The organism is Aurantiacibacter odishensis, from assembly GCF_003605195.1.
Classification (GTDB): Bacteria; Pseudomonadota; Alphaproteobacteria; order Sphingomonadales; family Sphingomonadaceae; genus Alteraurantiacibacter; species Alteraurantiacibacter odishensis.
On sequence record NZ_QYOS01000019.1, the window covers coordinates 24,482 to 50,438 of the forward strand.

At 65.2% G+C, this 25,957-nt stretch carries 19 protein-coding genes and 1 tRNA gene; 11 read left to right on the plus strand and 9 right to left on the minus strand.

Features of this window, described 5'->3' with window-relative positions; all coding sequences use genetic code 11:
- Positions 1 to 3: 3 nt before the first annotated feature.
- Positions 4 to 747 carry a sulfite exporter TauE/SafE family protein gene (locus D4Q51_RS02205; protein WP_120076122.1) on the minus strand — a complete coding sequence of 248 codons (744 nt, stop codon included), beginning with the start codon at positions 745 to 747 and terminating at the stop codon, positions 4 to 6.
- Between the two features lie 3 nt (positions 748 to 750).
- Positions 751 to 2,781, minus strand: a complete 2,031-nt coding sequence (gene thrS / locus D4Q51_RS02210) for a threonine--tRNA ligase (protein WP_120076123.1) — start codon at positions 2,779 to 2,781, stop codon at positions 751 to 753.
- Positions 2,782 to 2,866: 85 nt separating this feature from the next.
- Between thrS and D4Q51_RS02215 the strand changes: the two genes are divergently transcribed.
- The 4 genes from D4Q51_RS02215 (at position 2,867) to D4Q51_RS02230 (ending at position 10,989) form a co-directional block, all read left to right on the plus strand.
- A complete protein-coding gene (locus D4Q51_RS02215; protein WP_120076124.1) occupies positions 2,867 to 3,592 on the plus strand; it encodes an alpha/beta hydrolase in 726 nt (241 codons plus the stop codon).
- Positions 3,589 to 4,566, plus strand: coding sequence for an LLM class flavin-dependent oxidoreductase (locus D4Q51_RS02220; RefSeq protein ID WP_120076125.1), 978 nt, complete (start codon positions 3,589 to 3,591; stop codon positions 4,564 to 4,566). Before D4Q51_RS02215 ends, D4Q51_RS02220 begins: the two co-directional genes overlap by 4 nt.
- A 399-nt stretch (positions 4,567 to 4,965) precedes the next feature.
- Positions 4,966 to 9,708: an NAD-glutamate dehydrogenase gene (locus tag D4Q51_RS02225; RefSeq protein ID WP_120076126.1), complete on the plus strand. Its 4,743-nt coding sequence runs from the start codon at positions 4,966 to 4,968 to the stop codon at positions 9,706 to 9,708.
- A gap of 57 nt (positions 9,709 to 9,765) precedes the next feature.
- Positions 9,766 to 10,989 carry an NAD(P)/FAD-dependent oxidoreductase gene (locus tag D4Q51_RS02230; RefSeq protein ID WP_120076299.1) on the plus strand — a complete coding sequence of 408 codons (1,224 nt, stop codon included), beginning with the start codon at positions 9,766 to 9,768 and terminating at the stop codon, positions 10,987 to 10,989.
- On the opposite strand, the gene queG is transcribed toward D4Q51_RS02230, so the two are convergent.
- Complete coding sequence (gene queG, locus D4Q51_RS02235; protein ID WP_120076127.1) at positions 10,973 to 12,022, minus strand: tRNA epoxyqueuosine(34) reductase QueG; 1,050 nt, start codon at positions 12,020 to 12,022, stop codon at positions 10,973 to 10,975. The genes D4Q51_RS02230 and queG overlap by 17 nt on opposite strands.
- Before the next feature lie 45 nt (positions 12,023 to 12,067).
- Here queG and D4Q51_RS02240 point away from each other — a divergent pair, with 45 nt between their 5' ends.
- The 3 genes from D4Q51_RS02240 to msrB are packed head-to-tail and all read left to right on the plus strand — an operon-like array spanning position 12,068 to position 14,819.
- Positions 12,068 to 13,048 (plus strand): ABC transporter ATP-binding protein, encoded by a 981-nt coding sequence (locus tag D4Q51_RS02240; protein WP_120076128.1) that lies wholly within the window; start codon positions 12,068 to 12,070, stop codon positions 13,046 to 13,048.
- Entirely contained in the window at positions 13,045 to 14,307 is a 1,263-nt protein-coding gene (locus tag D4Q51_RS02245; protein ID WP_120076129.1) for an ABC transporter permease, read from the plus strand. Before D4Q51_RS02240 ends, D4Q51_RS02245 begins: the two co-directional genes overlap by 4 nt.
- Positions 14,308 to 14,318: 11 nt before the next feature.
- Positions 14,319 to 14,819 (plus strand): peptide-methionine (R)-S-oxide reductase MsrB, encoded by a 501-nt coding sequence (gene msrB, locus D4Q51_RS02250; RefSeq protein ID WP_120076130.1) that lies wholly within the window; start codon positions 14,319 to 14,321, stop codon positions 14,817 to 14,819.
- On the opposite strand, the gene D4Q51_RS02255 is transcribed toward msrB, so the two are convergent.
- From D4Q51_RS02255 to D4Q51_RS02280, 6 genes are all read right to left on the minus strand, one after another.
- On the minus strand, positions 14,816 to 16,558 hold the full coding sequence (locus D4Q51_RS02255; RefSeq protein WP_120076131.1) for a hypothetical protein: 1,743 nt from the start codon (positions 16,556 to 16,558) through the stop codon (positions 14,816 to 14,818). The two genes, msrB and D4Q51_RS02255, sit on opposite strands and share 4 nt — an antisense overlap.
- 12 nt (positions 16,559 to 16,570) lie before the next feature.
- A complete protein-coding gene (locus D4Q51_RS02260; protein ID WP_120076132.1) occupies positions 16,571 to 16,972 on the minus strand; it encodes a GtrA family protein in 402 nt (133 codons plus the stop codon).
- Positions 16,973 to 16,975: 3 nt separating this feature from the next.
- The gene (locus D4Q51_RS02265; RefSeq protein WP_120076133.1) at positions 16,976 to 18,580 is read right to left on the minus strand and encodes an NAD(P)/FAD-dependent oxidoreductase; all 1,605 of its coding nucleotides are present in this window, start codon (positions 18,578 to 18,580) and stop codon (positions 16,976 to 16,978) included.
- A 91-nt stretch (positions 18,581 to 18,671) separates the two neighbouring features.
- Entirely contained in the window at positions 18,672 to 19,301 is a 630-nt protein-coding gene (locus tag D4Q51_RS02270) for a PilZ domain-containing protein (protein ID WP_162925101.1), read from the minus strand.
- A 160-nt stretch (positions 19,302 to 19,461) separates the two neighbouring features.
- Complete coding sequence (locus tag D4Q51_RS02275; protein WP_120076135.1) at positions 19,462 to 21,249, minus strand: acyltransferase family protein; 1,788 nt, start codon at positions 21,247 to 21,249, stop codon at positions 19,462 to 19,464.
- A 124-nt stretch (positions 21,250 to 21,373) separates the two neighbouring features.
- Positions 21,374 to 21,459: transfer RNA gene (locus D4Q51_RS02280), tRNA-Leu, on the minus strand.
- A gap of 109 nt (positions 21,460 to 21,568) precedes the next feature.
- Here D4Q51_RS02280 and D4Q51_RS02285 point away from each other — a divergent pair.
- The 4 genes from D4Q51_RS02285 to D4Q51_RS02300 are packed head-to-tail and all read left to right on the plus strand — an operon-like array spanning position 21,569 to position 25,906.
- On the plus strand, positions 21,569 to 23,218 hold the full coding sequence (locus tag D4Q51_RS02285; protein ID WP_120076136.1) for a GMC family oxidoreductase: 1,650 nt from the start codon (positions 21,569 to 21,571) through the stop codon (positions 23,216 to 23,218).
- A 17-nt stretch (positions 23,219 to 23,235) separates the two neighbouring features.
- Positions 23,236 to 24,138, plus strand: coding sequence for an MBL fold metallo-hydrolase (locus D4Q51_RS02290; RefSeq protein ID WP_120076137.1), 903 nt, complete (start codon positions 23,236 to 23,238; stop codon positions 24,136 to 24,138).
- Between the two features lie 43 nt (positions 24,139 to 24,181).
- Positions 24,182 to 25,006, plus strand: coding sequence for an N-acyl homoserine lactonase family protein (locus D4Q51_RS02295; protein ID WP_120076138.1), 825 nt, complete (start codon positions 24,182 to 24,184; stop codon positions 25,004 to 25,006).
- 18 nt (positions 25,007 to 25,024) lie between these two features.
- Complete coding sequence (locus D4Q51_RS02300; RefSeq protein WP_120076139.1) at positions 25,025 to 25,906, plus strand: NAD(P)-dependent oxidoreductase; 882 nt, start codon at positions 25,025 to 25,027, stop codon at positions 25,904 to 25,906.
- Positions 25,907 to 25,957 lie beyond the last annotated feature (51 nt).

Genomic DNA, 25,957 nt, shown 5'->3' on the forward strand with positions numbered 1-25,957 from the left:
CGGCTAGACCAGCTTCACCAGCGCGGCGAGCGCGGCTGCGCCCAGCACCAGCCCCACGAAGATGCGCCAGGCCCTGTCACTCACCTTGCCGAACGCAAGGGAGCCAAGCCAGTTGCCCAGCAGCACCAACGGGAACAGCGCAAGGCCGAGCACGACGATGCGCCATTCCAGCAGGCCAGACACAGCGCCGGAGGTGACACCCGCCATCGCCGCGACACCGAAAATGCCGATCATGCTGGCCTTCGCCGTCGTGCGGGAAATGTCGCGCCCGACGTAATAGGGCACCACCGGCGGCCCCGGCATGGCGGCAAACCCGGTGAGTATCCCGGCGGAAAGGCCGGTGAGGCCCGTGGTAAGCGGCCCCGGAACATGCGCCGCGCGGCGCGGCAGCAGGATCGCGACAAAGGCGGACAGCGCCACCAGCGCGATCAGGAAGCGGGCGAGGCCGGTGGACAGGGCATCGAGCAAAAGCAGGCCGGGCAAGGTGGTGATCACCAGCAGGACGCTGATGGTCAGCGCCGAGCGTTCCGCCTCGCGCAGGACGTAGCGGACCTCACTCAGCGCCAGCAACCCGGCCATGATGTTCAGCGCCAGCACCGCCTCCACCGGCGTGATCGCCAGCGCCAGGATCGGCACCAGCAGGATGCCGAAGCCGAACCCCGTCAGCCCGCGGATGAACGCCGCACCCAGCGTGGCGGCGGCGGCCACGCCGATCTGGAGCGCGCTGAAACCGGCGAGGAAATCCAAGTGTTATCCGTCGCGCAGGTCAGGCGGCGTCGCTTCCGCCTTTAGCAGCGCGATCGCCTCGTCCAGCGAGATGAACTTCTGCTCTTTCTCGCCCAGGCTGCGCATGGCGACGGTGCCTTCCTCGGCCTCCCGCTTGCCGACAACCAGCATGTGCGGAACCTTCGCCAGCGAGTGCTCGCGCACCTTGTAGTTGATCTTCTCGTTGCGAAGATCGCTGTCCACGCGAATGCCCGCCGCTTTCAGTTTCGCGACGGCCTCGTTCGCGTAGTCGTCCGCATCGGAAACGATGGTGGCGACCACCGCCTGAACGGGCGCGAGCCAAGTAGGCAGCCGACCGGCGAAGTGTTCGATCAGGATGCCGATGAAGCGTTCGTAGCTGCCGAAGATCGCGCGGTGCAGCATCACCGGACGATGCTTCTCGCCATCCTCGCCGATATAGGTTGCGTCCAGCCGGTCGGGCAGCACGCGGTCGCCCTGGATCGTGCCCACCTGCCAGGTGCGGCCGATGGCATCGGTGAGGTGCCATTCCAGCTTGGGCGCATAGAACGCGCCTTCGCCGGGCAGTTCTTCCCAGCCATATTCCTCGTTCATCATGCCGGCTTCTTCCACGGCATCGCGCAGTTCCTGTTCGGCCTTGTCCCAGTCGGCATCGCTGCCGAACCGCTGCTCGGGCCGCAGCGCCAGCTTGATGGAGTAGGTGAAGCCGAAATCCTTGTAGACCGCGTCCGCCAGCTCGATGAAGGCGCGCACTTCGTCCACCACCTGTGCCTCGGTGCAGAAAATGTGTGCGTCGTCCTGCGTGAACTGGCGCACGCGCATCAGGCCGTGCAGCGCGCCGTGCGGTTCGTTGCGGTGGCAGCAGCCCATCTCGCCCAGCCGGATCGGCAGATCGCGGTAGGAGGTGATGCCCTGCTTGAACACCAGCACGTGTGCCGGGCAGTTCATCGGCTTGATCGCCATCCAGTCCGCATCCTTGGCGACGGTGGGCGAAGCCACGCCGCTGTCCTCGTCGACCTCGGGCACGATGTCAGGCACGACGAACATGTTCTGCGCGTACTTTCCCCAGTGGCCGGACTGCTCCCATTGGCGCACGTCCATCAGCTGCGGCGTCTTGATCTCGCGGTACTGCGCATCGTCCATCTTGCGGCGCATGTAGGCTTCCAGCTCGCGCCAGATGCGATAGCCGTTGGGGTGCCAGAAGACGCTGCCGTGCGCCTCTTCCTGCAGGTGGAACAGGTCCATCTCGCGGCCCAGCTTGCGGTGGTCGCGCTTGGCGGCTTCCTCCAGCCGGGTGAGGTGGGCATTGAGCTGCTTCTTGTTGAGCCACCCTGTGCCGTAGATGCGGGTAAGCTGCGCGTTCTTCTGATCACCGCGCCAGTAGGCGCCTGCCACGCGCATCAGCTTGAACGCCTGCGGATCGAGCTTGCCGGTGCTGGCAAGGTGCGGCCCGCGGCACATGTCCAGCCAGGCGCCGTCGCTGCCCGGTTCGCCCGACCAGTAGACGGTCAGTTCCTCGTCCTCAGGCAGTTCCTTCGCCCATTCGGCCTTGAAGGTCTCGCCTTCCTTTTCCCACTTCTCGATCAGCTGCTCACGGCTCCAAACCTCGCGCACCAGCGGCTTGTCCGCCTTGATGATTGCGCGCATCCGCTCCTCGATCTGCGGCAGGTCGTCCATCGAGAACGGCTCGCGGCTGTCAGGGGCCTTCACGTCGTAGTAGAAGCCATCGTCGGTGGCCGGGCCGAAAGTGATCTGCGTGCCGGGCCACAGCGATTGCACCGCTTCGGCCAGCACGTGGGCATAGTCGTGCCGCGCCAGTTCCAGCGCATCTTCCTCGTCACGCGCGGTAATGAGTTCCAGTTCGCTGTCGCAATCGAATGGCCGGTTGAGGTCGCGCACCTCGCCATTCACACGCGCGGCGAGCGCGGCCTTGGCAAGGCCGGGGCCGATGGCAGCTGCAACGTCGCCGGGAGTGCTGCCCGGCTCCATCGCGCGCGTTGAACCATCGGGAAGGCTGATCTGGACTAGTTCGGTCATGGATAAGCCACCTAGTGCGCCAAGGCGATTGCGCCAAGCCTGCAATCATCCTTGCAGGCCGCATTTTCGCGCCCATAGTTGTGTCATGACAATGCAATTTCACGAAGTGGGCGGCCAGAGCATCGCTTATCGGCATAATCCGGGAAGCGGACCCGCCGTGGTCTTCCTGCCCGGCTACATGTCCGACATGGCGGGCGGCAAGGCGACAGCGCTGTTCGACTGGTGCGCCGCGAACGGGCGCGAATGCCTGCTATTGGACTATTCCGGTTGCGGGGAAAGCAGCGGCAACTTTGCCGATGGCACGCTCAGCCGCTGGCGCGACGAGGTGCTGGCGCTGGTGCAGGTGAAGATTGCATCGGACAAGGTGATCGTGATCGGTTCCTCGATGGGCGGGTGGCTGATGCTGCTCGTCGGCACGGCGCTGGGCGAGAGGCTGCACGCCCTTGTCGGCATTGCGGCCGCGCCCGATTTCTCGGACTGGGGCTTCGACGAGGTGCAGAAGAGCCAGCTGCGCGCAGGCGTGACGATCTACGAAAAGAACAATTACGGCTACGACCCCACGCCGACCCATGCGAAGTTCTGGCAGGACGCAGAGGACAACCGCCTGCTCCACCGCGAGGTGCCGGTTACAGCACCGGTGCGCCTGCTGCACGGACAGGAGGATACCGACGTGCCGCCCGAAACATCGCTGCGTCTCGCACGTGCGCTGGCGAGCGAGGACGTGCAGGTGACACTGGTGAAAGGCGGCGACCATCGCCTTTCCCGCGACGGCGATATCGCGCTGCTGCTGCGCACCGTGGAGATACTATGACCGACCTTTCCGTTCTCGATCTCGTGCCCGTGCGCGAGGGCAGCAACGTGTCCGAAGCCATCGCCGAGGCCGGCCAGCTTGCCAGGGTGGCGGAGGAAGCGGGCTACAAGCGCTTCTGGGTGGCAGAACACCACGCCAGCGAAGGCATCGCCGGTGGCCCCACCGCCGTCGTCATCAGCCACATCGGCCACGTTACCACCACGATCCGCATCGGGGCGGGCGGCATCATGCTGCCCAACCATAACCCCTTCGTGATCGCCGAGCAGTTCGGCGCGCTCGATGCGCTGTTTCCGGGCCGCGTCGACCTCGGCCTCGGCCGTGCGCCAGGCTCCGCGCCGATCATCGGGCAGGCGCTGCGCAAGGACCTGCACCGTGCGTCGGAATACTTCCCGCAGGACGTGGTTGAACTGCGCGCGCTGTTCACCGGCGACGTCGATCTGCCGATCACCGCCACGCCGGGGCGCGGGGCGAAGGTGGAAATGTGGATGCTCGGCTCCAGCCTGTTCGGCGCACAGCTCGCCGCGCGCCTCGGCCTGCCTTACGCCTTCGCCAGCCATTTCGCGCCCACCCACCTCGACGAGGCGCTGCGCATCTACCGGCAGGACTTTCGCCCGTCCGATGCGCTGGAGAGGCCGCATGTCATGGCCGCGATGGGGGTGATGTGCGCCGAGACGGACGAGGAAGCCGAACTGCTCTCCAGCAGCCAGGACCAGGCCTTCGTCCGCCTTCGCACAGGCGAACCCGGCAAGCTGCCCCCGCCCATCCCGAATTACCGCGACACGCTGCCGATACAGGCCCGCGCCATGCTGGAAGGGATGGACGTCGCCCGCGCCGTCGGCTCGCCCGCCACCGTGCGCGAGAAGATCGGCCGCTTCATCGAGCGCACCAAGGCGGATGAGATCATTGTCGCAGGGGCAACGCACGATCCCGCGGCAAGAAAGGAGTCGCTCAAGCTGACGATGGAGAGTATTTGAGTGTTTGTTTTGCGAAGCCGCCTCCGCGGCTTCGTCCTCGGGGCTGTTCGCTCCGTCCTGCGGACTGCGCGGCACCTGCGGGCGGCAGTTCGGCCTTGCGGTCCGCTAGTCGCGGACCGAGCCAGTTCCTCTCTTGAACTTTAACGCGGGACACGGGCGCACCAGCGCCCGCAAGCGCGAACGCGCGCCCGAGCTTTTTTCGAGGAAAGCCAAGGGGCGCGGACGCGCCCCGCCCGGCGCCTGAGGGTCCAAACAAACTAGTTACCAACGTAACTTTTCACTCGCGTCCGCCGGACGACGGCGATAGAGGCGCTTGGGAACTTCCGGTAAGGGTCATCGCTGGAAGAGGGAGTCGCGGCGCCAGCCCGTGGGGCCGGGCTCTAGAGGAGACAGGCAGGCATGGCGAAATCGAGCAGCAAGTCCGCGGCTTTCAAGGAACTCACCAAGGAAGAACGGGGCTTTGCCGCCGTGCTGAAGGACCGGATCAGCGATTCGCTGCTTCCGGGCGAAAGCGCGCTGGAAGGCGAGCAGATGGACGAGGCCGCTGCCTTCGTGGTCGAGGCCGCCCGCACCCGCGAGGACGGCAAGCCCTCCATCCTGCTACGCACCGAATCGGGCGAGCGCCGCTTTATGCGCATCGCCATCATCAACAAGGACATGCCGTTCCTGGTCGATTCCATCGCCGCCACCATGTCCGCGCGCGGACTGGCGATAGACCTGCTCGTCCACCCCATCCTGCCCGTGCGCCGGCGTGACGAGGCGCTGGTCGACGTGCCCGAGGGCGACGGCACCGGCGAGAAGAAGGAAAGCTGGGTCTACATCGAGACAGGCCGGATCGACGCGAAGGACCGGCGCGAACTGGAAGCCGAGCTTCGCACCGCGATCCTGGATGTGCGCGCCGCCGTTGCCGACTGGCCGAAGCTGCGCGAGGCCATCGGCGAGGATGCGGACCGCCTGCCCGATGCCGAAGGCGCGGCGCTCCTGCGCTGGCTGGGCGGCGGCATGATGACGCAGCTGGGCCACGTCACCCGCAAGCGCGACGGCAGCCAGTCCGACGAATTCGGCATCTGCCGCCGCTCCACGCCCGACCTGATGGCCGACGATGCCTACGACAAGGCCTTCGCCTGGTTCGACGGCAAGGATGATGGCAAGGGGGGCCACCAGGGCCGCGCCCCGCTGATCGTGAAGGCCAACCGCCTCTCGAAGGTGCATCGCCGCGTGCCGCTGGACCTGTTCATCGTGCCGCGCATGGAAGATGGCCGGGTCGAGGCGCTCAGCGTCCACGCCGGCATCTGGACCAGCGCCGCGCTGGTCACTTCGCCCGACACCGTGCCGGTTCTGCGCCAGCAGTTGAAGACAATCATGGACCGGCTGGATTTCGAGCCCGGCAGCCACGACTACAAATCATTGGTCCACGCGTTGACCGCCTTGCCGCACGACCTGATCATCAGCTTCTCCGACGACGACATCACCCGCGTCGCCACGGCGATGATGGGTCTCACCGATCGCCCGCGCCCGCGCGCCACGCTTGTCACCGCACCGCTGGGCCGCCACGTGTTCGGTTTCGTCTGGCTGCCGCGCGACATGATTTCCACCGCCGTGCGCCTACAGATCCAGGACCTGCTGGAAACCCAGACCGGCGCGACCACGCTCGACTGGAGCCTGATGGTGGAAGGCGGCAACCTCGCCCTGCTGCGCTACGTCATGGATTTCCGCGGCAAGGGCACCAGCGTCGATGCCGACGCAGTCGACACGGCACTCAACGCCATGCTGCGCGGCTGGCAGGATGCGGTGGAAGACGCGCTGCTGGAAACCGAGGACGCCAGCCGCGCTGCCGCCCTTGCGCTGCGCTATGCCGAGAGCTTCCCGGCGTTCTATCGCACCGCCTACAGCGCCGCCGAAGCCGCCGCCGATATCGGCCGCCTGCGCCTGCTGGCTGCCCATTCGGAGGACGGCGGAGAGGGCCGCGACGTGCGCCTCTATCATTCCGACGCCGACGACGATGACCGTTTGCGGCTGAAGGTCTACCAGCATCACGGTTCCCTGCCGCTCTCGGATGCGGTGCCCGCGCTGGAGAACTTCGGCTTCCGCGTGCTTTCTGAAATTCCTGCCCGTCTGCAAGGCGAGGATGCCGGGACCATCCACGATTTCACGCTCGGCCTGCCTGCCGGGGTGGAGCATGACGACGTGCTCTCCCGCGCCGCCGATATCGAGGAGGCCATTTCCGCCGTTCTCAACGAACGCGCGGAGGATGACGTGTTCAACCGCCTCGTCGTCGTCTCCGGCCTCGTCGCGCGGGAAACCGACTGGCTGCGCGCATTCTACCGCTATCTGCGGCAGGCCAACATCGCCTTTACCATCTACACCGTGGTGGATGCGCTGGCAGCAGCGCCGAAGGTCACACGAGGGCTGATCGACCTGTTCGTGACGCTGCACGACCCGGCTACCAAGGGCGACCGGGCAAAGGCCGCGGAAGCCATCGACGACGAGATCCGCTCCGGCCTCGCCGAGGTGACTGCGATCAACGACGATCGCATCCTGCGCCTTTACTGGAGCACGCTGCGCGCCATCCTGCGCACCAATGCCTTTGCACCCTCGGCGGCAGAAGCACTCGCCTTCAAGTTCGATTCCGCGCAGGTTCCCGGTCTGCCCAAGCCCGTTCCGTGGCGCGAGATCTTCGTCTATTCGCGCCGTGTCGAGGGCGTGCACCTGCGCGCCGGACCCGTGGCGCGCGGCGGCATCCGCTGGTCGGACAGGCGCGACGACTTCCGCACCGAAGTGCTGGGCCTGATGAAGGCGCAGAAGGTGAAGAACGCCGTGATCGTGCCGACCGGCGCGAAGGGCGGCTTCTATCCCAAGCGCCTGCCCAACCCGGCGATCGACCGCGACGCCTGGTTCACCGAGGGCAAGGAAAGCTACAAGCTCTATATCCGCTCGCTGCTGTCGATCACCGACAACTACGAAGGCGACAAGGTCGTCCACCCCGAAAGCGTGGTGATCCACGACGGGGAAGACCCCTACTTCGTGGTCGCCGCCGACAAGGGCACCGCGACCTTCTCCGACACGGCCAATGCCATCGCGCTGGAAAGGGACTTCTGGCTGGGCGACGCTTTCGCCAGCGGCGGCTCCAACGGTTACGATCACAAGGCCATGGGCATCACCGCGCGCGGCGCCTGGATTTCCGTGCAGCGCCATTTCCTTGAAATGGACGTCGACGTGCAGACCGATCCGGTGCGCGTGGTGGGATGCGGCGACATGTCGGGCGACGTTTTCGGCAACGGCATGCTGCTGTCGAAGTCGATCAAGCTGATTGCCGCGTTCGACCATCGCCACATCTTCATCGATCCCGATCCCGATCCCGCCGCGAGCTGGAAGGAGCGCAAGCGATTGTTCGAGATGGACCGGTCCAACTGGGCCGAATACGACGAGAAACTGATCTCGCGCGGGGGCGGCATCTACCCGCGCACGATGAAGCGCATCGAGCTCAGCAAGACCGCGATGGCTGCGCTCGGCATTGCCGAAAGCGATATCGGGGACGGCGGGCTCGATCCCGACAGCCTGATCGCCGCCATCCTGAAAAGCCCGAACGACCTACTGTGGTTCGGCGGCATCGGCACCTACGTGAAATCGAGCGACGAGAGCCACGCCGAAGTGGGCGACCCCGCCAACGACGGGCTGCGCGTGAACGGCGAGGACCTGCGAGTGAAGGTCATCGGCGAAGGCGCGAACCTCGGCGTGACGCAGGAAGGCCGCATCGAGTTCGCCCTGAACGGTGGGCGCATCAACACCGATTTCATCGACAACTCCGCAGGCGTCGATTGCTCGGACAACGAGGTGAATATCAAGATCGCCCTGGCCGCGGCGCGCGAGGCCGGTCGCCTGTCCGAGGAACGCCGCAACGCGCTGCTGAAGGACATGACCGAGGAAGTTGCCGAACTGGTGCTGGAGGACAACCGCCTCCAGGCTCTCGCCCTCTCGATCGCCGAACAGGGCGGCAGCCGCACCGTGGGCGCGCAGGCCCGCCTGATCGAGACGCTCGAGGAGCTGGGCGGCATGGACCGCACCAACGAAGGCCTTGGCGATGCCGAGACGCTGAAGCGGCGCGCCAGCGATGGTCGCGGCCTCGTGCGGCCCGAACTGGCCGTCCTGCTCTCGCATTCCAAGCTGGTGCTGCAGGATGCCGTCGAGTCGAGCCCGCTGGCGGGCGACGACGCGGCAGATCCGCTGGTGCTGGGCGATTTCCCGCCGCAGTTGCAGGAAGGCTTCCGCAAGCAGTTGCTGGACCACCGCCTGCGCAACGAGATCGTTGGCACCGTGGTTGCGAACAAGATCGTCAACCGCATGGGGATGCTCCACCCCTTCGAACTCGCCGAGGAAGAAGGCGCAGGACTTGAGCTGATCGGCAGTGGCTTCGTCGCTGCCAGCGACCTGCTTGGCATGGAGGAAATCTGGCAAGCGCTCGAAACCGCCAAGATGCCGGAGAACGCGCGCCTGATGCTGTTCGACCAGGCGGCGCTGGCATTACGCGGCCACATAGCCGACCTATTGCGCTCTGGCGGCGGCACCAAGTCGCCCTCGCAATTGCGAGAGGAGATCGGCGATACCGTGGCAGAGCTGACCGACAAGGTCGACAGCCTGCTGGGCGACGAGGCCCGCGCGCACGTGGAGGTCATTGCCGACCGCATGTGCGAGAAGGGCGCACCCGCCAAGCTGGCGCAGAAGGTGGCGCAGCTTTTCGCACTCGACGGGGTGATCGGCCTCGCCTGCCTCGGCAGCGAGACCGAGATCGCGCCGATGGACCTTGCCCACGCCTTCGTGAAGCTGGGCCACCTGCTGGGCATCGACTGGGCGCAGTCGCGCGCCGCAGTGATGTCGCCCTCCGACCCTTGGGAGCGGCTACTGGTGGCAGGGCTTGCCCGCGATTTCCAGGCGATGCGCTTCGAATTCCTGCGCGGCCTTGCCCGCAAGCGCGGAAAGTCGGCGGGCGATCCCATGGCCCTGATCGAGGAATGGGCGAGCGCGAACGAGAAGCCGGTCGCCCAGTTCCGCCGCATGGTGAACCGCGCACAGGCGGCAACGCCGGTTGCACCCGCCATGCTGGCACAGGTGGCCAGCCAGGCCCGCAACCTGTTGCTGGGGTAAGGCGCGCCGAGCCCATGAGGCTTGACGCAAGGCCCGATATTGGCGACCGCCATGTCCATGACCCGATATGATGTTGTCATCGTGGGCACCGGACATGGCGGCGCACAGGCCGCGATAGCCCTGCGCCAGAACGGTTTCGAAGGCTCGATCCAGATGATCGGGCGCGACGCCAACCCGCCTTACGAACGCCCCCCGCTGTCAAAGGAATACCTCGCTGGCGAGAAGCCGTTCGAGCGTATCCTGATCCGGCCCGCACAATTCTGGGCCGACAAGGATATTGGCCTCACATTGGGCGAGACGGTCTCGAAGATCGAACCAGAACTGAAGGAAGTGGTGCTCGGCTCCGGAGAACGCGTTGGCTACGGCCGGCTGATCTGGTCCGCCGGTGGCGACGCGCGGAGGCTGTCTTGCCCCGGTTCGCACCTTGATGGCGTGCACGCCGTGCGAGACCGGCGTGATGTGCAGAATCTGAAGGCGGACCTCGATGCAGGCGCTGAGAAGTTCGTCGTGATCGGCGGCGGCTATATCGGCCTGGAAGCTGCTGCCGTGCTGCGCAAGCTCGGCTGCGATGTCACGCTGGTCGAGGCGGAGGGCAGACTGCTGTCACGCGTCGCGGGCGAGGACATGTCACGGTTCTTCGCAGAAGAGCACCGCCGCCAGGGCGTCGACGTGCGGCTGGGATGCCAGGTCGAGCGGCTTGAGGGCGATGACCGGGTGACGGGCGTAACGCTGGCCGATGGGGAGACCATACCGTGCGATGCGGTGGTCGCCGGGATCGGCATCGTCCCCTCTGTCGGGCCGCTGATCGCTGCAGGTGCCGCAGGGGCCAACGGGGTCGATGTTTCCGACATCTGCCACACCAGCCTCGAAAAGGTCTACGCCATCGGCGACTGCGCCGCCCACGCAAACCCCTATGCCAACGGCGCGGTGGTGCGGCTGGAAAGCGTTCAGAACGCCAACGATATGGCCACCACCGTGGCCAAGGCGATCTGCGGCGATCCGCAACCCTACGATGCGATGCCGTGGTTCTGGTCGAACCAGTACGATCTCAAATTGCAGACAGCTGGCCTCAGCGTGGATTACGACACCACTGTCCTGCGCGGAAATCCGGAGGAGCGCAGCTTCTCTGTCATCTATCTGCGCGACGGCGTGGTGATCGCGGTGGACGCGGTGAACCGCACCAAGGATTATGCGCAAGGCGGCAAGCTGGTGAAGGTCCGCGCGCAGGTCGCGCCGGAACTGCTGATGGATACCGATGTGCCGCTCAAGGAGATGTTGTAAGTCTCGCCAGCGCCCACTCCGCAGCCTCGGCCACGACTGGGTCATCATCGCCAAGCAAGGCACGCACCCTCGGAACCAGCGCGGCATCGCCGCTGTTGCCCGCCGCGATCAGGCAGTTGCGCACGAAGCGATTGCGCCCCACCCGCTTGATCGGACTGCCGGAGAATTTCGCGCGGAAAGCCGCGTCGTCCAGCGCCAGCAATTTCCCAAGATCGGGATCGACGAGATCCTCGCGCGGGGCGAGTTTCGCATGGCGCGCCGCGATGTCGGCAAACTTGTTCCAGGGGCACACCGCCAGGCAATCATCGCAGCCGTAGATGCGGTTGCCCATGGCTTCGCGGAATTCCTCGGGGATCGGCCCCTTGTGCTCGATCGTCAGGTACGAGATGCAGCGCCGCGCATCCAGCCGATACGGTCTGGGAAAAGCGTTCGTCGGGCAGGCATCCTGACAGGCACGGCACGAACCGCAACGATCGCCGTGCGGCGCGTCGGCGGAAAGCTCCAGCGTGGTGTAAATTGCCCCCAGGAACAGCCAACTGCCGTGTTCGTGGCTGACGAGGTTGGTGTGCTTGCCCTGCCAGCCGATGCCCGCCGCCTCGCCCAGCGGCTTCTCCATGACGGGCGCGGTATCGACGAAAACCTTGAGCTCGGTTTCGGGGCGCTGCTCCACCAGCCAGCGCGCCAGTGCCTTCAGCGCCTTTTTCACAACGTCGTGATAATCGCGCCCCTGTGCATAGACCGATATCTTGGCCTCGCCCTCTGCAAGCGGATCGACCTCGGGCGCGTAGCTCATGCCGAGCGCGATCACGCTTCTCGCCGCAGGCCACATGCTTTGCGGGCCCTGCCGCACGTCGGCACGGTTCTGCATCCACGCCATGTCGCCGTGATGGCCCGCATCCAGCCATTCGTGCAGCCGCTCCGCCCGCACCGGGTCGTCCGCCGCCGGGGCAATGCCCACGGCCGCGAAGCCAAGCTCGCGCGCCTTTGCTTTCAGCGCATCCTCAAGCGAAGCGGTATCGCGGCTATTAACCATTATGCACGTTCAACCCGTTCATTCCTTCGCGATAGCTGATAGGGCATGGATATGGCGACAGGTGAATTCCAGGCGGGCGTGGATACGGCACGCGATCTGGCGATAGAGGCGCGCGGCCTCGTCAAGCGGTTCGACGGCACACTGGCAGTGGACGGCGTGGACATCGCCGTGCCCGAAGGGGCGATCTACGGCGTGCTTGGCCCCAACGGCGCGGGCAAGACCACGTCCCTGCGGATGCTGCTTGGCATCATCGACCCGGACGAAGGCTATCGGCGCGTGCTGGGCGCGGAAAATCCGCAACATGTTGCCCGTCTGATCGGCTACCTGCCCGAGGAGCGCGGCCTCTATCCCTCGATGAAAGCCTACGAGGCTATCGGCTTCATGGGCGCGCTACGCGGGCTGCCGCTGGAGGTGGGACGCGAGCGCGGCAAGGAGCTGATGGAACAGCACGGCCTCGGCCACGCGATCGACAGGCAGATTCGCCAGCTTTCCAAGGGCATGGCGCAGACCGTGCAATTGCTCGGCACGCTGGTGCACGAACCGAAGCTGGTGGTGTTCGACGAACCGTTCAGCGGGCTCGACGCGATCAACCAGGGCAAGCTGGAAGGGCTGATCCGGGGGCTGGCAGACAAGGGCACGACCGTGATTTTCTCCACCCATGTGATCGCCCATGCGGAGCGTCTGTGCGAGAACATCGCCATCATCGCAGGTGGCAAGGTGCCCTATGCGGGCAGCGTGGAGGAAGCGCGTGATCGCATCCCGGCGCAAGTGCGACTGGAAACGCGACGGCGCGACGGCGTATGGCGCGCCGCCCTGCCCGCCGAAACGCGGCAGGTGGGCGATTTCTTCCATTTCCCGCTGCCGGAAAGCGGGATCGAGCCGCTGCTGAAGGCCCTCATCGAAGGCGAGGCGGGTATCCTGTCGCTTTCCATCGAGCGGGCAGGCCTGCACGATGCCTTTGTCGCAATCGCCGGCGAGGCGGCGGCGCGGGACATGGTTTCCGGCACCGAGGGAGAAAAGGCATGAGCGCGCGAAATCCGGGACGCCTCTCCATCTGGCAGGCCGCCTACGTCATCGCCCGGCGCGATTTCACCGCCATCCTGTTGAGCCGCGCCTTCATTTTCTTCCTCCTCGGCCCCCTGTTCCCGGTGATCGTCATGGCGCTGGCCGGCGGCGTGGGCGCGCAGGTGCAGTCCGAAGCGATTTCCGCCGATGTCGGCATTGCGATGGAATCGCGCGATGTCGATGCGATGCTGGCCGCGCGGGACGAGGTGCGCCAGCTTGTCGGCCCGGCCCTGCCCAACATGGTGGAGCTGGAACGGGTCGCCCCCGGCGAGACGTTCGACGCGTCCGCCTATCTCGAAAACCGCGAAGGCAGCCTTGCCGCCATCGTCACCGGTTCACCGGAGGCCCCGGTGCTGACAGCCACCGCCGGTCGCCTGGCACGCTGGCAGGGCATGGTCGCGCTGGTCGCCGCCCACGCCAGCCAGCCCGGCGCACAGACCTACCCCGCAGTTTCGACGGCAACCGTGGAAACCAGCGGTGCATCGGAAAACACTGGGCGGCTGCGCACGGCGCAGGGTGGGCAACTGCTGCTGTTCCTGCTGATCATGCTGCTGGCCAGCATGGTGCTTTCCAACCTCGTCGAGGAAAAAGGCAACAAGATCATCGAAATCCTCGCCGCCGCCATCCCTATGGACGCTGTGTTTCTGGGCAAGCTGTTTGCCATGCTGGGCATTTCGGTCGTCGGCATCGCGGTGTGGGGCGCAACCGGTTTTGCCGTCCTGACAGCGGGGGGAGTCACGCTTTCCGACTATGCCAATCCGGGGGTAGGCTGGCCGATTTTCTTCCTGCTCTTCGCCCTTTACTTCGGCATGGGCTACCTACTGCTGGGCGCGATATTCCTCGCCGTCGGATCGCTGGCGACCACGGTGCGCGAAGTGCAGACGCTGTCCATGCCTGCCACGATGTTCCAGATCATCGTGTTCTTCCTCGCCAGCCTCGCCGTTACAGACCGGGGTGGGTGGCCCGAATATACCGCAATTGCGTTTCCCCTGTCCTCGCCTTTCGCCATGGTGGCGCGCGCCGCGACCGAGGAAACGCTGTGGCCCCACCTGGTGGCGCTCGCCTGGCAGGCGCTGTGCGTGGCGGTGTTCGTTAAGGCCGGGGCCAGCCTGTTCCGCAAGCGGGTGATGAAGAGCGGCCCGCGTAGCGCAAGGGGTTCGCGCTCGCTCTTGAAGCTGATGGGCGGTATGTTCAGGAACCGTTCGACCTTAGCGGAATAGAATCCATTGTCATGACCAAGATTATCGCCAATCGCCGCTCCGCCCTCGCCTGGCTCGGTGCCGGGGCATCCGTTCCCGTCCTCGCCGCCTGTGGTGGCAACGAGGCGCGGGCTCAGGGCAACTTCCCGATATCCTATTCCGAAGCCGAGTGGCGTCGCCGCCTGACCGCGCAGGAATTCCGCGTGCTGCGCGAAGCCGCGACCGAACGGCCCTACACCTCCCCGCTGAACGACGAGAAGCGCCGTGGCACCTATCACTGCCAGGGCTGCGGCAACCGCCTGTTCTCCAGCTCGCACAAGTATGACAGCGGCACCGGCTGGCCCAGCTTCTGGCGCGCGATCGACAACGGAGCGGTGGGATATTCTACCGACTACAACCTCGGCTACCCGCGCACCGAAGAACACTGCGCGGATTGCGGCGGCCATCTGGGCCACCGCTTCGACGACGGGCCTGAACCGACCGGCCACCGCCATTGCATCAACGGCGTCGCGCTGGAATTCCGGCCCGCCTAACGCACGACGCGGTAGATGCGCAGTGAAGAGTGGCTGAAGGTGAGGGCTGGCTCGAGCCACGCGGGCGGCTCGTCCGATACGAGCGCGTTCGCGAAATTGTCGGGCGAGGCCGTGCGGTAGAACGCCACGTCGCTCGCCGATCCGCAAATCGCCACATAGTCGATACCGTATTCGCGCACGATGGCTTCCGCCTCGTCGACCGATCCGGTCATCGCCAGCAGCAGGTCCACCATCGGGCGCTGGTTGCGGTGGTAGCTGGCCGCCATGATCGTGTGATCGGTCTTGCCAAGTATCTCCAGCCCACCGTCGAAAGGAGCCATGACGAGGCCCGGCGGAAGATCGGCAAGCGCACCGTAATCGCAGCCCCATTGCTGTGTGAAATTCTCCGCATCCGGCGGCACGCCGTCCCGAGACACGTAGTCGTCCAGCGGGGCGAAGAGGGCACTCGCGAACAGAGGCGTCGTCATGCCCACGGCCGCCAGCGTGGCGACGATACGCGGTGCAGGCGAGGCGATAGCGCGGGCCTTGGGCAGGAATTCCGCCATCAGCAGCGCCGCGAACGGGATCGCCAGCAGCTGCGCCACCACGCCCTCGCGCATCACAAGCAAGGAATAGCCACCTGCCGCCAGCGCAAACAGGAATAGCAAGGTGCACGGCAGGGCGCGGCCCTGGTGGAACAGGCCGCGACAATGTGCGCGCCACCAGCCCGCGACGATGATGCCGATGGTCCACACCAGCGTCAGCGCCACCGAAGGCGCCTGCTCCCAGATCGGCAGGCCTTCGGCGATCTTGCCATGCCACCATTCCTGCAACACAGGATCGAGCTCTGCCATCGGGTTCGTGGCGCAGGGGCCGAGCAGCGCGCTGACCAGTTGCAGGCAGACCAGCCCCATCGCGCCCAGCGCGAGCAGGCGGCCCTGCACCCGGTCCTGCCACGGCAGAAAGGGTATGATCGCTGCGATCAGCGCCGCAGCGGCGAATGTCAGGAGGTGACCGGGCAGCAGCACGTCGCAATATGCCGTATCGAGCGGGCCGCGCGTGCCGTAGGCGAGCGCCGCCGCCGCAATCGCGAGAGCGCCTAGGAACCACGGCAGCAAGGTGCGCTCCCCGAACCAGTAGCGCACGCCGTAGAGCCCGGCGAGCACGGCGACGAGCGGCAGGCCCTCCAGCGAGATCACCACCCACGCCGCCGCGCACAGCCCGCAGGCGACCGCACTCCAGCGCGAGTCCCGGATCAGCAGCGCCGCGCAGACCAGCGCCAGCACCGCCTGCGGCGCGTGATGGTCGATCCGCATGGGGGCAAAGTTGCCCGGCAGCATCGGGAACAACGGCATGATGAGGAGGCCGAACGCAAAGGCCAGCGGCGGGAAGTCCAGCCGCAGCATGATCGCGCGCAGGGCGAACAGCGCGGGCAGCAGCCACAGGAGCGGCACCAGCACCAGCGCGGCGCTCTCCCCGAACAGCAGCATCAGCGCGGCCAGCGGCAGGTCCACCAGCCGCGACCAGTGCATGGAGAAACCCTCGGGCGGGTTCATCCGGTATTGCGTCACATCCCAGAACGCCTGCCCGTCCAGCCAGGCGCGCACCTGCAACAGGCGCGTCCAGTCATCGGGGCCGACAGGCTCCCAGCCCAACAGCGGCTGGATGGCAATGCGCACCAGCGCATAGGCCAGCCACACGGCCAGCACCGCCTGCCACGTGCGCACGAAACTGCGCCACTCGAACCCCCGACCCGTCATGGGGCAAAGTCCCTAACGGAAAACCACGCGGCTGCGTAGGAGCCATGTGGCAACGAAGCTGACGGCAATCGCAACGAGCTTGGCAAGGCGCGGGTCGAACCCGCTGGCATCCCCTGCCCAGACGATCGCAGTCGTCAGGCCAAGGCCCACCAGCGCGGAAATCACGAACAGCGCTTTTTGCCGGGTGCGCGCCGCACCGCGCTCGGCAACATTGCCGATGAAGACCGCCCGGCTGCTCATCAGCCAGTGCGCCGCGATGCCGAGGCAATAGCCCACGGCAGAAGCGCCCGCCGCCCAGATACCCAGCGACAGCAGGGCAAGGAACGTGCCCATGTCCACCGCCAGCGCGCCCACGCTCGCCAGCAGGTAGCGCACCAGCCGCGTATCGATCATCCGCATGAACACGGCGGGCATGGCCTAGGCCGCCTTCTTGCCCTTGGAAACAACGCGTTCCGGCACATCTCGCACGGAGGAAAGCGCGGCGGCCTGATCGTCGGTCACACTCTTGCGGCTTTCGGGCAGGGCCTTCTCTGCTCCTTCGTCGCCTGCCTCGTGATACTCGGCGTCCTCGTTGACGCACCAGGTATCATAGACGCGCTCTCCGGCGAGGATGTTCTCGACCGTCAGCATGGCCGTCATCATGGCGTGGTCCTGGTTGTTGTAGCGGTGCATCCCGTTGCGACCGACGAGGTGCAGGCTCGGATACTTCGCTTCCAGCTCGGCGCGCATTGCATCGACATTGGCGGCATAGTCCTCGTCGTAGACGGGGTAGGCCTTTTCCTGCCGCACCACTGCGCCGCCGATCACTTTTTCGGGCGAAACGAGGCCGAGGATATCCATTTCCTTCTTGGCCAGTTCGACAAGGTCAGCATCGTCCATCGACCAGAGGCCGTCGCCTTCGAAGCAGAAGTATTCGAGGCCCACGCAGGCCACATTCTCGTTCGGCACCATTTCGGGCGACCACGAGCGGAAGTTCTGCACGCGGCCCACCTTCACCTTGGAATCGTGGATGTATATCCAGTTGTCGGGGAACAGGTCCTCGCTGCGTATCATCAGGGCCACGGTCAGGAAATCGCGGTACTTGAGATTGCTGGCGTTCAGTGTCGTTTCGGGCAGCGGGTGCATGCGCGCAGCGAGCTGGCGCATCGGCGCGCTGCTGATGGCGTCCTTAGCGCGGATCACCACTTCGCCCTGCTCGCTCTCCGTCGTCATGCGCCAGCCGCCCTTGCCATCGGCCGCAAGCTGCTTGAGAGCGTGACCCATCAGCACCCGGCCCTTGCCGGTCGCCACGATCTTGTCGCGCGCAGCTTCCCACATCATGCCGGGGCCAAGGCGCGGGTAGCGGAAGGTTTCGAGCAGGGTCTTCGCCTGCTTGCCACTGCCGTCGTTCAGCTTGTTGAGGCCAAGCGAGCGCTTCAGCCCGTCGACCACCGCGCCCCAAAGCGATAGGCCCTTGATGCGCTGGGCAGCCCAGTCGGCGCTCATTTCGTTGCAGGGCATCCCCCACACCTTCTCGGTGTAGGTCTTGAAGAAGATGGAATAGAGCTTCTTTCCGAACTGGTTGCTCGTCCAGTCCTCGAAGCTGCGGATCTCGCGCTCCGGGAACACCTTCGCCTTGGCGTAGCTCGCCATGCACAGCGTCGAACGCCAGATGCCGAGGTTCCACAGCGCTTCGAACGCGCGCAGTGGATAGCTGTAGAACTTGCCCTCGTAATAGATGCGGCTCATGCGGGGGCGCTGGATGAAATCGTCGGGCAGGATCTCGTTCCACAGGTCCACGACCTGCTGGCTCTTCGAGAAGAACCGGTGCCCGCCGATGTCGAAGCGGTAGCCCTCGTGCTCCACAGTGCGGCTGATCCCGCCGACGTAGGTCGCATCCTTCTCGATAATGGCAACGGTCTTGCCCTGCTTCGTCAGCAGGTAGCCTGCCGTCAGCCCTGCCGGTCCGGCACCGATAATGGCCACGTCGACTTCGATTTCGCCGCTCGCGAAACCCGCGTTGCCATTGGAAAGATCGTGCATGAATGCCCCCGGTTGTTGGTCCTGACCGGGAGTGAAGGAAAATGGTTATGAGCCGGTTAACACGCCTGTTCGAGCAAGGCCCGCCAAAGGCTCACTCGCCCAGTTGCAGGTCTGCCGCGATGCGCGCGAAATCGCCGTACTGGTAGGTATCCTCGAAGATCAGGCCGCAACCGCCATCCTTGCGCCAGCGAACCTTGGCGTTGGTTTCGGGCAGGCCCGCCGCCGAAAGCTTCACCCGCTCATCCAGCGCGAAGCGGCAGTCGCAGGCGATTTTCGCGCCCTGCTGCGAAAGGTCCACGATCTCCACGTCCTCGCGCCGCCCGCCTGCCTTCTCGATCACGGCAGGTGCGCTGAGATTGAGGCGGATGGCGCGCTTGGCATAGCGGCTGGGACTCACGATGATGCGATCGATATCGGCCTGGTGCACGAACCGGAAACCGGCCCGGTCGTCCTTCTGCCAGATCGGCTCCATCTCGTGCCGGTCGCCGTTCTGCAATTCCACCACCATGCGCGCCGCAGGAGGCAAGCGATGGAAGGTGCGCACGCTGATCCCGCTTTCCGATACGTCGCGGATGACGCAGAGGAATTCGCCTGCATCGCAGAGCAATTTTGCGGCGCGGATCAGCAGGGTGTAGCGGGTTGCCTCGCGCTGCTCGATATCGCCGCCGCCTGCGATGACAGCGCCTGGCAGTGCTTCGTCCTGATGTAGGGCGTTGTGCATGTGGTCCCCATGTTGCCGGGCGGCCAGGCTGGCCACCATTGCTGACAGGCCTCACTCCTATTGGCTCGTCCTTAACGGCAATAGAGCGCCTCTATGCGTATTTCCCTGTGATTGCTGGTTAACGGGCCGGTCATCCCCTTCCGGGAGGAGCCTTGCGCGACTATCTGAGCACTCTTTCAAATAGCGGCATCGTCAGCGCTGCACCTGTATCGGAAAGGTGGCCAGCGTCCTGATACAGAAAGCGTCCATCCTCCCCGATGACTCTCGTGCCGTTCGGGCCGTCGAAGATCGGAAAAACGTCCACGATGGTCGCCTGGGAGGAGTAAGTGTCTACCACAGCAGCGCCTGCCTCACGTTTCGATCCCCTGTCTTCCGGCTCGAAGAAGGGTGGCCGCAGGCCTTCCCTTATCGACTGACGGGATACATCGTCCGAAAGAAGCGGCATCTGCTGCACCAGGACGATTTTCCCGGCGTGCGCGTTGAGGTGGCGCATGGCCTGCGCCAATCGTTCCGGATGTTCGCCGATCTTTATTCCCCACGCGTAGGCAAACACGATCACGTCAGGCTGCTCGCGGGCCACCAGGCGGGCAACATCATTCCAGATCGTATCCTCTTCTTCCGGCAGGAGGTTGCCCGCAGGCATGCCTGCCACGCGCAGGTTGAATTCCTCTTCGCGTGCCAGTTCTGCCAGCGGAAGGGCATACATGTAGGCCTGGCTGTCTCCGAGCAGGAGAACGTCCCGGCTGTGACCGGATACGGCTTCAATTCCGCCGGCGGCAATGTCCCCGCTATCTGCTCCGAGATAGTGGCTCTCCCGAAGATGGTAGCCGACTGCGGAGAGAGCGATAACCCCGGTCGCAAAGAACAACAGCGCTGCGCGAACCATGCCCTGCCGGTTGAAGTACCTTCTTGCCGGACGCTCGATCAGAAAATAGCTCGCGACCGACAGCACAACTGTAAGCACCACCTTGAGAGCAAGTCGCACTTCTGCCGAGGCTTCGAAAAGGCGGTAGTCGATGAAAGAGAAGATGGGCCAATGCCAAAGGTATAGCGAATAGGACAGAAGTCCTATGGCAACTACGGGACGCCACGCCAGATATCGTTGAACCCGTGATCCCTCGGCCCGCGCTCCCTCCAGAATTGCCAGAGTTGCCAGAACCGGCAATGCCGCAGTCGGACCTGGAAAATGCTCTGGACCCAAGAACAGGAACGACAGCAGCAGACCCACGAGCCCCAGCTCCGCCACCCCGGGTCGGCGGGTTGCCTCGTGTCTTGCGTGCCAGACAGCCAGCGCACCGCCGACCAGCAGTTCCCATGCCCGCGTGGGAAGGGTGTAGAAGGCAATGTCCTTCGCCAGGTAAGTAAGCACGATGGCACAGGCAAAGCTGACCGCCGCCGCGCCTAGCAATGGCGGCAGGATCCGCCGCTTCGTCAGCCAAAGGAGCGCGAGCGGGTAAAGAAGGTAGAACTGCTCTTCGACCGCCAGCGACCAGTAGTGCAGGAGCGGCTGGGCATCCTGCGAAATGGTGAAGTAGTCCCCCTGGAAAATCAGCTTCATGTTTATGAGTGACAGCGCGGCGGCCGCGCCACTCGTCCCCGCAGATGCGATATCCTGGGCCGAATAGAGATAGAGGCTGGCGGCGTAGGTCGCTGCTATGACGACAGCGAATGCCGGGAAAATACGGGCGATGCGCCGTTGATAGAAGCGGGCGACGGAAAACCGCCCCTGCTCTATCTCCCGGAGGATAACCCCGGTTATGAGGTAGCCGGAAAGAACGAAGAAAACGTCCACTCCGACAAACCCGCCGGGCAAAACCGAATGGTCGAGGTGGAACAGTAATACAGACAGAACGGCAAGCGCACGGATTCCATCGAGATGCGCATAGTATGGATGAGTTGAGGCGAATCCGCTGACCGGCCGCCGCAGTTGTACCGTCTTACCCCACATGGCCCGGCTGTATAGCGGCGGAGGCTGACCCGGCAATCCTTAGTTCGGCGCCTGCGGGGAACTGCTGAAAGCGGTCGCCGTGTGCGTTCCGGAGACAAGGAGCATGAAACGCGCGCAGTCAATGTGGTACGGGCGGCCGGACTCGAACCGGCACGTCACAAAGGACAGGGGATTTTAAGTCCCCGGCGTCTACCATTCCGCCACGCCCGCACTCGCGAAGCGCCCTAGCCGCTATCGGGCGTGCTTGCCAATTGGCTCTTGCGTTTCACCCCCCGCGTCGCGCACTGTAACGTTCGTTAGGGAGAGGCGCCGAACGAAAATGAGCGCAGTGGAATTCGACTTCATCGTCATCGGTGCAGGCTCTGCCGGTGCTGCCGTCGCCGCACGCCTGGGCGAAGACACCGCCTCCACCACCTGCGTGCTGGAAGCGGGCGGGCACGACAGCCACCCGTTCTTCCATGTGCCCAGCTTCGTTGCCGCCGCCATCGGGCGCAAGGACAGCAACTGGGGCTTTGCCACGGTGCCGCAGGCGGGCATGGCGGGCCGCCGGATCGGCGTGCCGCGCGGGCGCGTGCTGGGCGGTTCGGGCGCGATCAACGGCATGGTCTATTTCCGCGGCCACCCGACAGATTACGACGACTGGGCCGATGCCGGGTGCAAGGGCTGGTCCTACCGCGAGGTGCTGCCCTATTTCACCCGGACGGAGCGGAACGAGGATTATCCCGAAAGCGTCTTTCACGGCACCCAGGGGCCGATCAATGTCAAGCTGGTCGAGAATCCCAATGCGCTGAACTATGCCTTCATGGATGCGCTGGGCAGGCTGCAATTCCCGGCCTGTCCCGATTTCAACGGCCCGGACCCGGAAGGCTACGGCAGGCGGCAGGGCCTGATCGGCAACGGCCAGCGACAAAGCACCTGGCAACAGATGCTGAAGCCAGCGCTGGCGCGCGGGAACATGCACGTGCAGACCGATGCCCGCGTCGCCCGGATCGTTGTGCAGGATGGCCGCGCCACGGGCGTCGAACTGGTTGATGGCCGCACGATCCGTGCGCGGCGCGAGATCGTGCTGAGCGCGGGCACGGTGCAGACACCGCAGATCATGATGCTTTCCGGCATCGGCCCAGCCGAGCATTTGCGCGCACACGACATCGAGGTTGTTCATGCGCTGGAGGGCGTAGGCGGCAACTACCAGGACCATGTCGCCAGCCCGATCCACATGGAAACAGAGGATACCACCAGCTACGGCATCAGCTGGAAGGTGCTCCCGCGCGACATCTATTACGGCATCGAATACCTGCTGAAACGCACCGGGCCGCTGGCGGGCAACGTGTTCGAAAGCGTGGCTTTCCTGCGCACCGATCCCTCGCTGGCCAAGCCGGACGTGCAGTTCGTGTTCCAGCCTGCAAAGCGGCTTACCAATTCGAAAATCCCGTTTCCGCTCGGCCACGGCTACGCCATCAGCCCGGTGGCGCTCTATCCCAAGAGCAGGGGCACGGTGCGGCTCGGCTTGCCCGATCCGGCGGCGGACCCGCTGATCGACCCGCACCTGCTGGAGCATCCTGACGACATCAAGCCGCTGATCCGCGCGCTGAAAATCTCGCGAGAGGCTTTCGCCAGCAAGCCGTTCGCCCGCTACAACGGCACCGAAGTCGCCCCCGGCCCCGATTGCCAGAGCGACGATGAATGGGACGCCTACATCCGCGAGACGGGCTACACCGTCCACCACCCCGTCGGCACCTGCCGCATGGGCGATCCCGCAGACGCCGAGACCGTGGTCGACCCGCAATTGCGCGTGAAGGGTATCGCAGGGCTGCGCGTGGCCGATGCCAGCGTGATGCCCACGGTGATCGGCGGCAACACCAATGCGCCCTGCGTGATGATCGGCGAACGCTGCGCCGACTTCATCCTGGGCAAGCCGCCAATGGAACCGGCGCAGCTGCCGCCCGAAAGCGTCGCGCGCTACAGGTAGGAGAGGGAGAGGGCCGCATGGCCAAGGAGCATATCAAGACCTGGCAGGTGGGCGACGTAAAGATCAGCCGCATTGTCGAGATCTGGGATTTCCAGGACGACATCCACATGGCCATGCCCGACGCGACGCCCGAAGAGGTGAAAGCGATGGACTGGCTCCACCCCCATTATGCCACGCCCGAGGGGCAGATGCGGATGAACTTCCAGGGCATCGTGTTGCAAACGTCCGATCGCACCATCGTGGTGGATACCTGCATCGGCGCCGGACGGGAGCGGGAATACGAGGTGTTCACGGACCTGCCCGAGGGCTTCCTTGAGGACCTCTCCGCGCTCGGCATCACGCGAGAGGACGTGGACACCGTCTTCTGCACCCACCTGCATTTCGATCACGTAGGCTGGAACACCTACAAGGACCCTGAGACAGGCGAATACAGGCCGACTTTCCCCAACGCCCGCTACCTGTTCGGCAAGACCGAGTATGCGGCATGGCAGAACGACCTGCGGCACGACGATCACCATGATGACAAGCACATGGTGGAAAGCGTCGACCCCATCGTGGCCGCGGGGCTGGTGGATTTCATCGATGCTGACCACCAGATTGCGCCGGGTATCCATGCCGAACCCAGCCACGGCCACACGCCGGGCCACATCCACGTGGTGATCGAGAGCAAGGGAGAGCGCGCCGTCATCACAGGCGACCTGATGCACCACCCGATGCAATGCGCGATGCCGCACCGCCATGCGACGTTCGACATGAACCGCGAGGCGGGCAGCGCAACGCGGCAGGGCTTCGTCGACAAGTATCGCGACAGCGGCACGCTGGTGGTCGGCATGCATTTCTTCGAGCCGACCGCGGGCCACTTCGTGACGGGAAGCGACGGCGAGACCTGGTTCCGCGGGCTGGGCGTGGCCGACCGGTGACTCGATGCCTTTCCACAATAGCTCAAGCCAACTTGAGTTAACCATGGTGTCGCCCGCAGATCCTGCGCCCGTCACGGCCATCCAGGCCATTCGTTACGCCCGGCACGAGCGCACCGCGCAGGCCAACTTTACCGCACCCGTTGACGATCACGACCTGCCGATGCCTCTCGATTACTACGTCTGGGCGATCCACCGGGACGACCATCCGCCCGTGATCGTGGATACGGGCTTCGGCGCGCAGGCCGCCGCGGCCCGCGGGCGCGAGATCACCCGCCCCATCCGCAAGGGATTGCGCGATGCGGGGATAGACCGGCTGGGCGTGGAGGACGTGATCCTCACACACCTGCATTACGATCATGCTGGCGGGCTCGACGATTTCCCCAACGCTCGTTTCCACGTGCAGGATGCCGAACTGGCCTGGGCCACCAGCCGCCATGTCTGCGACGCGACGGCGCGCGCGCCTTTCGATGGCGAGCCCGTCGCCGAACTGGTGCGCAGGCTCTATGCAGGCCGCGTAGTCTTTCACGACGGCGACGAGCAATTCGCCCCCGGCATCGCGCTATGCCTCGCGCACGGTCACACGGCCGGTCTGCAACTGGTGGTGTGCGACACGGCGCGCGGGCCCGTGGTGCTCGCCAGCGATGCAGCACATCTTTACGCCAACATCACGCGCAAGGTCCCTTTCCCGATCTTCGTGGACGAGGAAGACTACCGTCGGGCACAGCTCCGCGCGCTGGACCTTGCGGGCGGCTCGCTTGATCACCTGATACCGGGGCACGATCCGCTGGTGCTGGCGTGTTTCGAGACCGATAACGATATCGCGCGGGTGGACCTGCCCCCGCACACACCCGTTGCGGAGATGCTTTGAAATGATCGTCGGCTTGCCATGATTCTTGGATTTCTGGGCCTTGGCCGCATGGGCGGCCCGATGGCGGAAAACCTTCTGCGCCATACCGGCCAGTTGCTCGTGCACGATGTCTCGGAAGAAGCCGTTGCCGCGCTGGTCGAAAAGGGGGCGGAAGCCGCGGGCAGCGCCGCCGCTCTGGGTGAACGGTGCGACGTCGTCTTCACCAGCCTGCCGACCCCGCCCATCGTGCGCGAGGCGGTGCTGGGCGCGGATGGCATCACCGCAAATAAGGCTCCGCGCATCATCTGCGACCTTTCCACCAGTGGCCCGCAACTCGCCGCCGAGCTGGCAGAGGCGCTGGAAGGCAGGACGGCCTGCCTCGATGCACCCGTTTCAGGCGGGATCGCCGGTGCCAGGGCGGGCACGATCTCGATCATGGTCGGCGGGCCGGAAGCGGCTTTCGAGGAGGTGCGCCCCCTGCTCGAAGCCATGGGCAAGCCGACGCACATGGGCGAGACGCCCGGTGCCGGGCAGACCATGAAGCTGGTCAACAACCTGCTCGGCGCGGTCGCCATCGGGGTGACGGCGGAAGGCATGGCTTTCGGCATCAAGCAGGGGCTGGACCCTGCGCGCATGATCGAGGTGCTCAACCAGTCCACCGGCATCAATTCCGCCACCCGCGACAAGTGGCCGAAATCCGTCCTCCCGCGCACCTTCGACTTCGGCTTCGCCGCCGCGCTCAGCCTGAAAGACACGAAGCTGCTGCTGGACGAGGCGGACGCGGCCGAGGTGCCCCTGCCGCTGGGCCGGATCGTGGCTGACTACCTGGAGCGCACGCTGGAACGCGAAGGCCCGCAGGCCGATTTCACCGCAATCGCCAAGGTTGTGGAGGAAGCCGCCGGGCTGGACCCGGAGCGCTGAGCGTACGAATCATGGTTACCGCGATTGCGAGTCGGCCGTTTCAGGCGCATG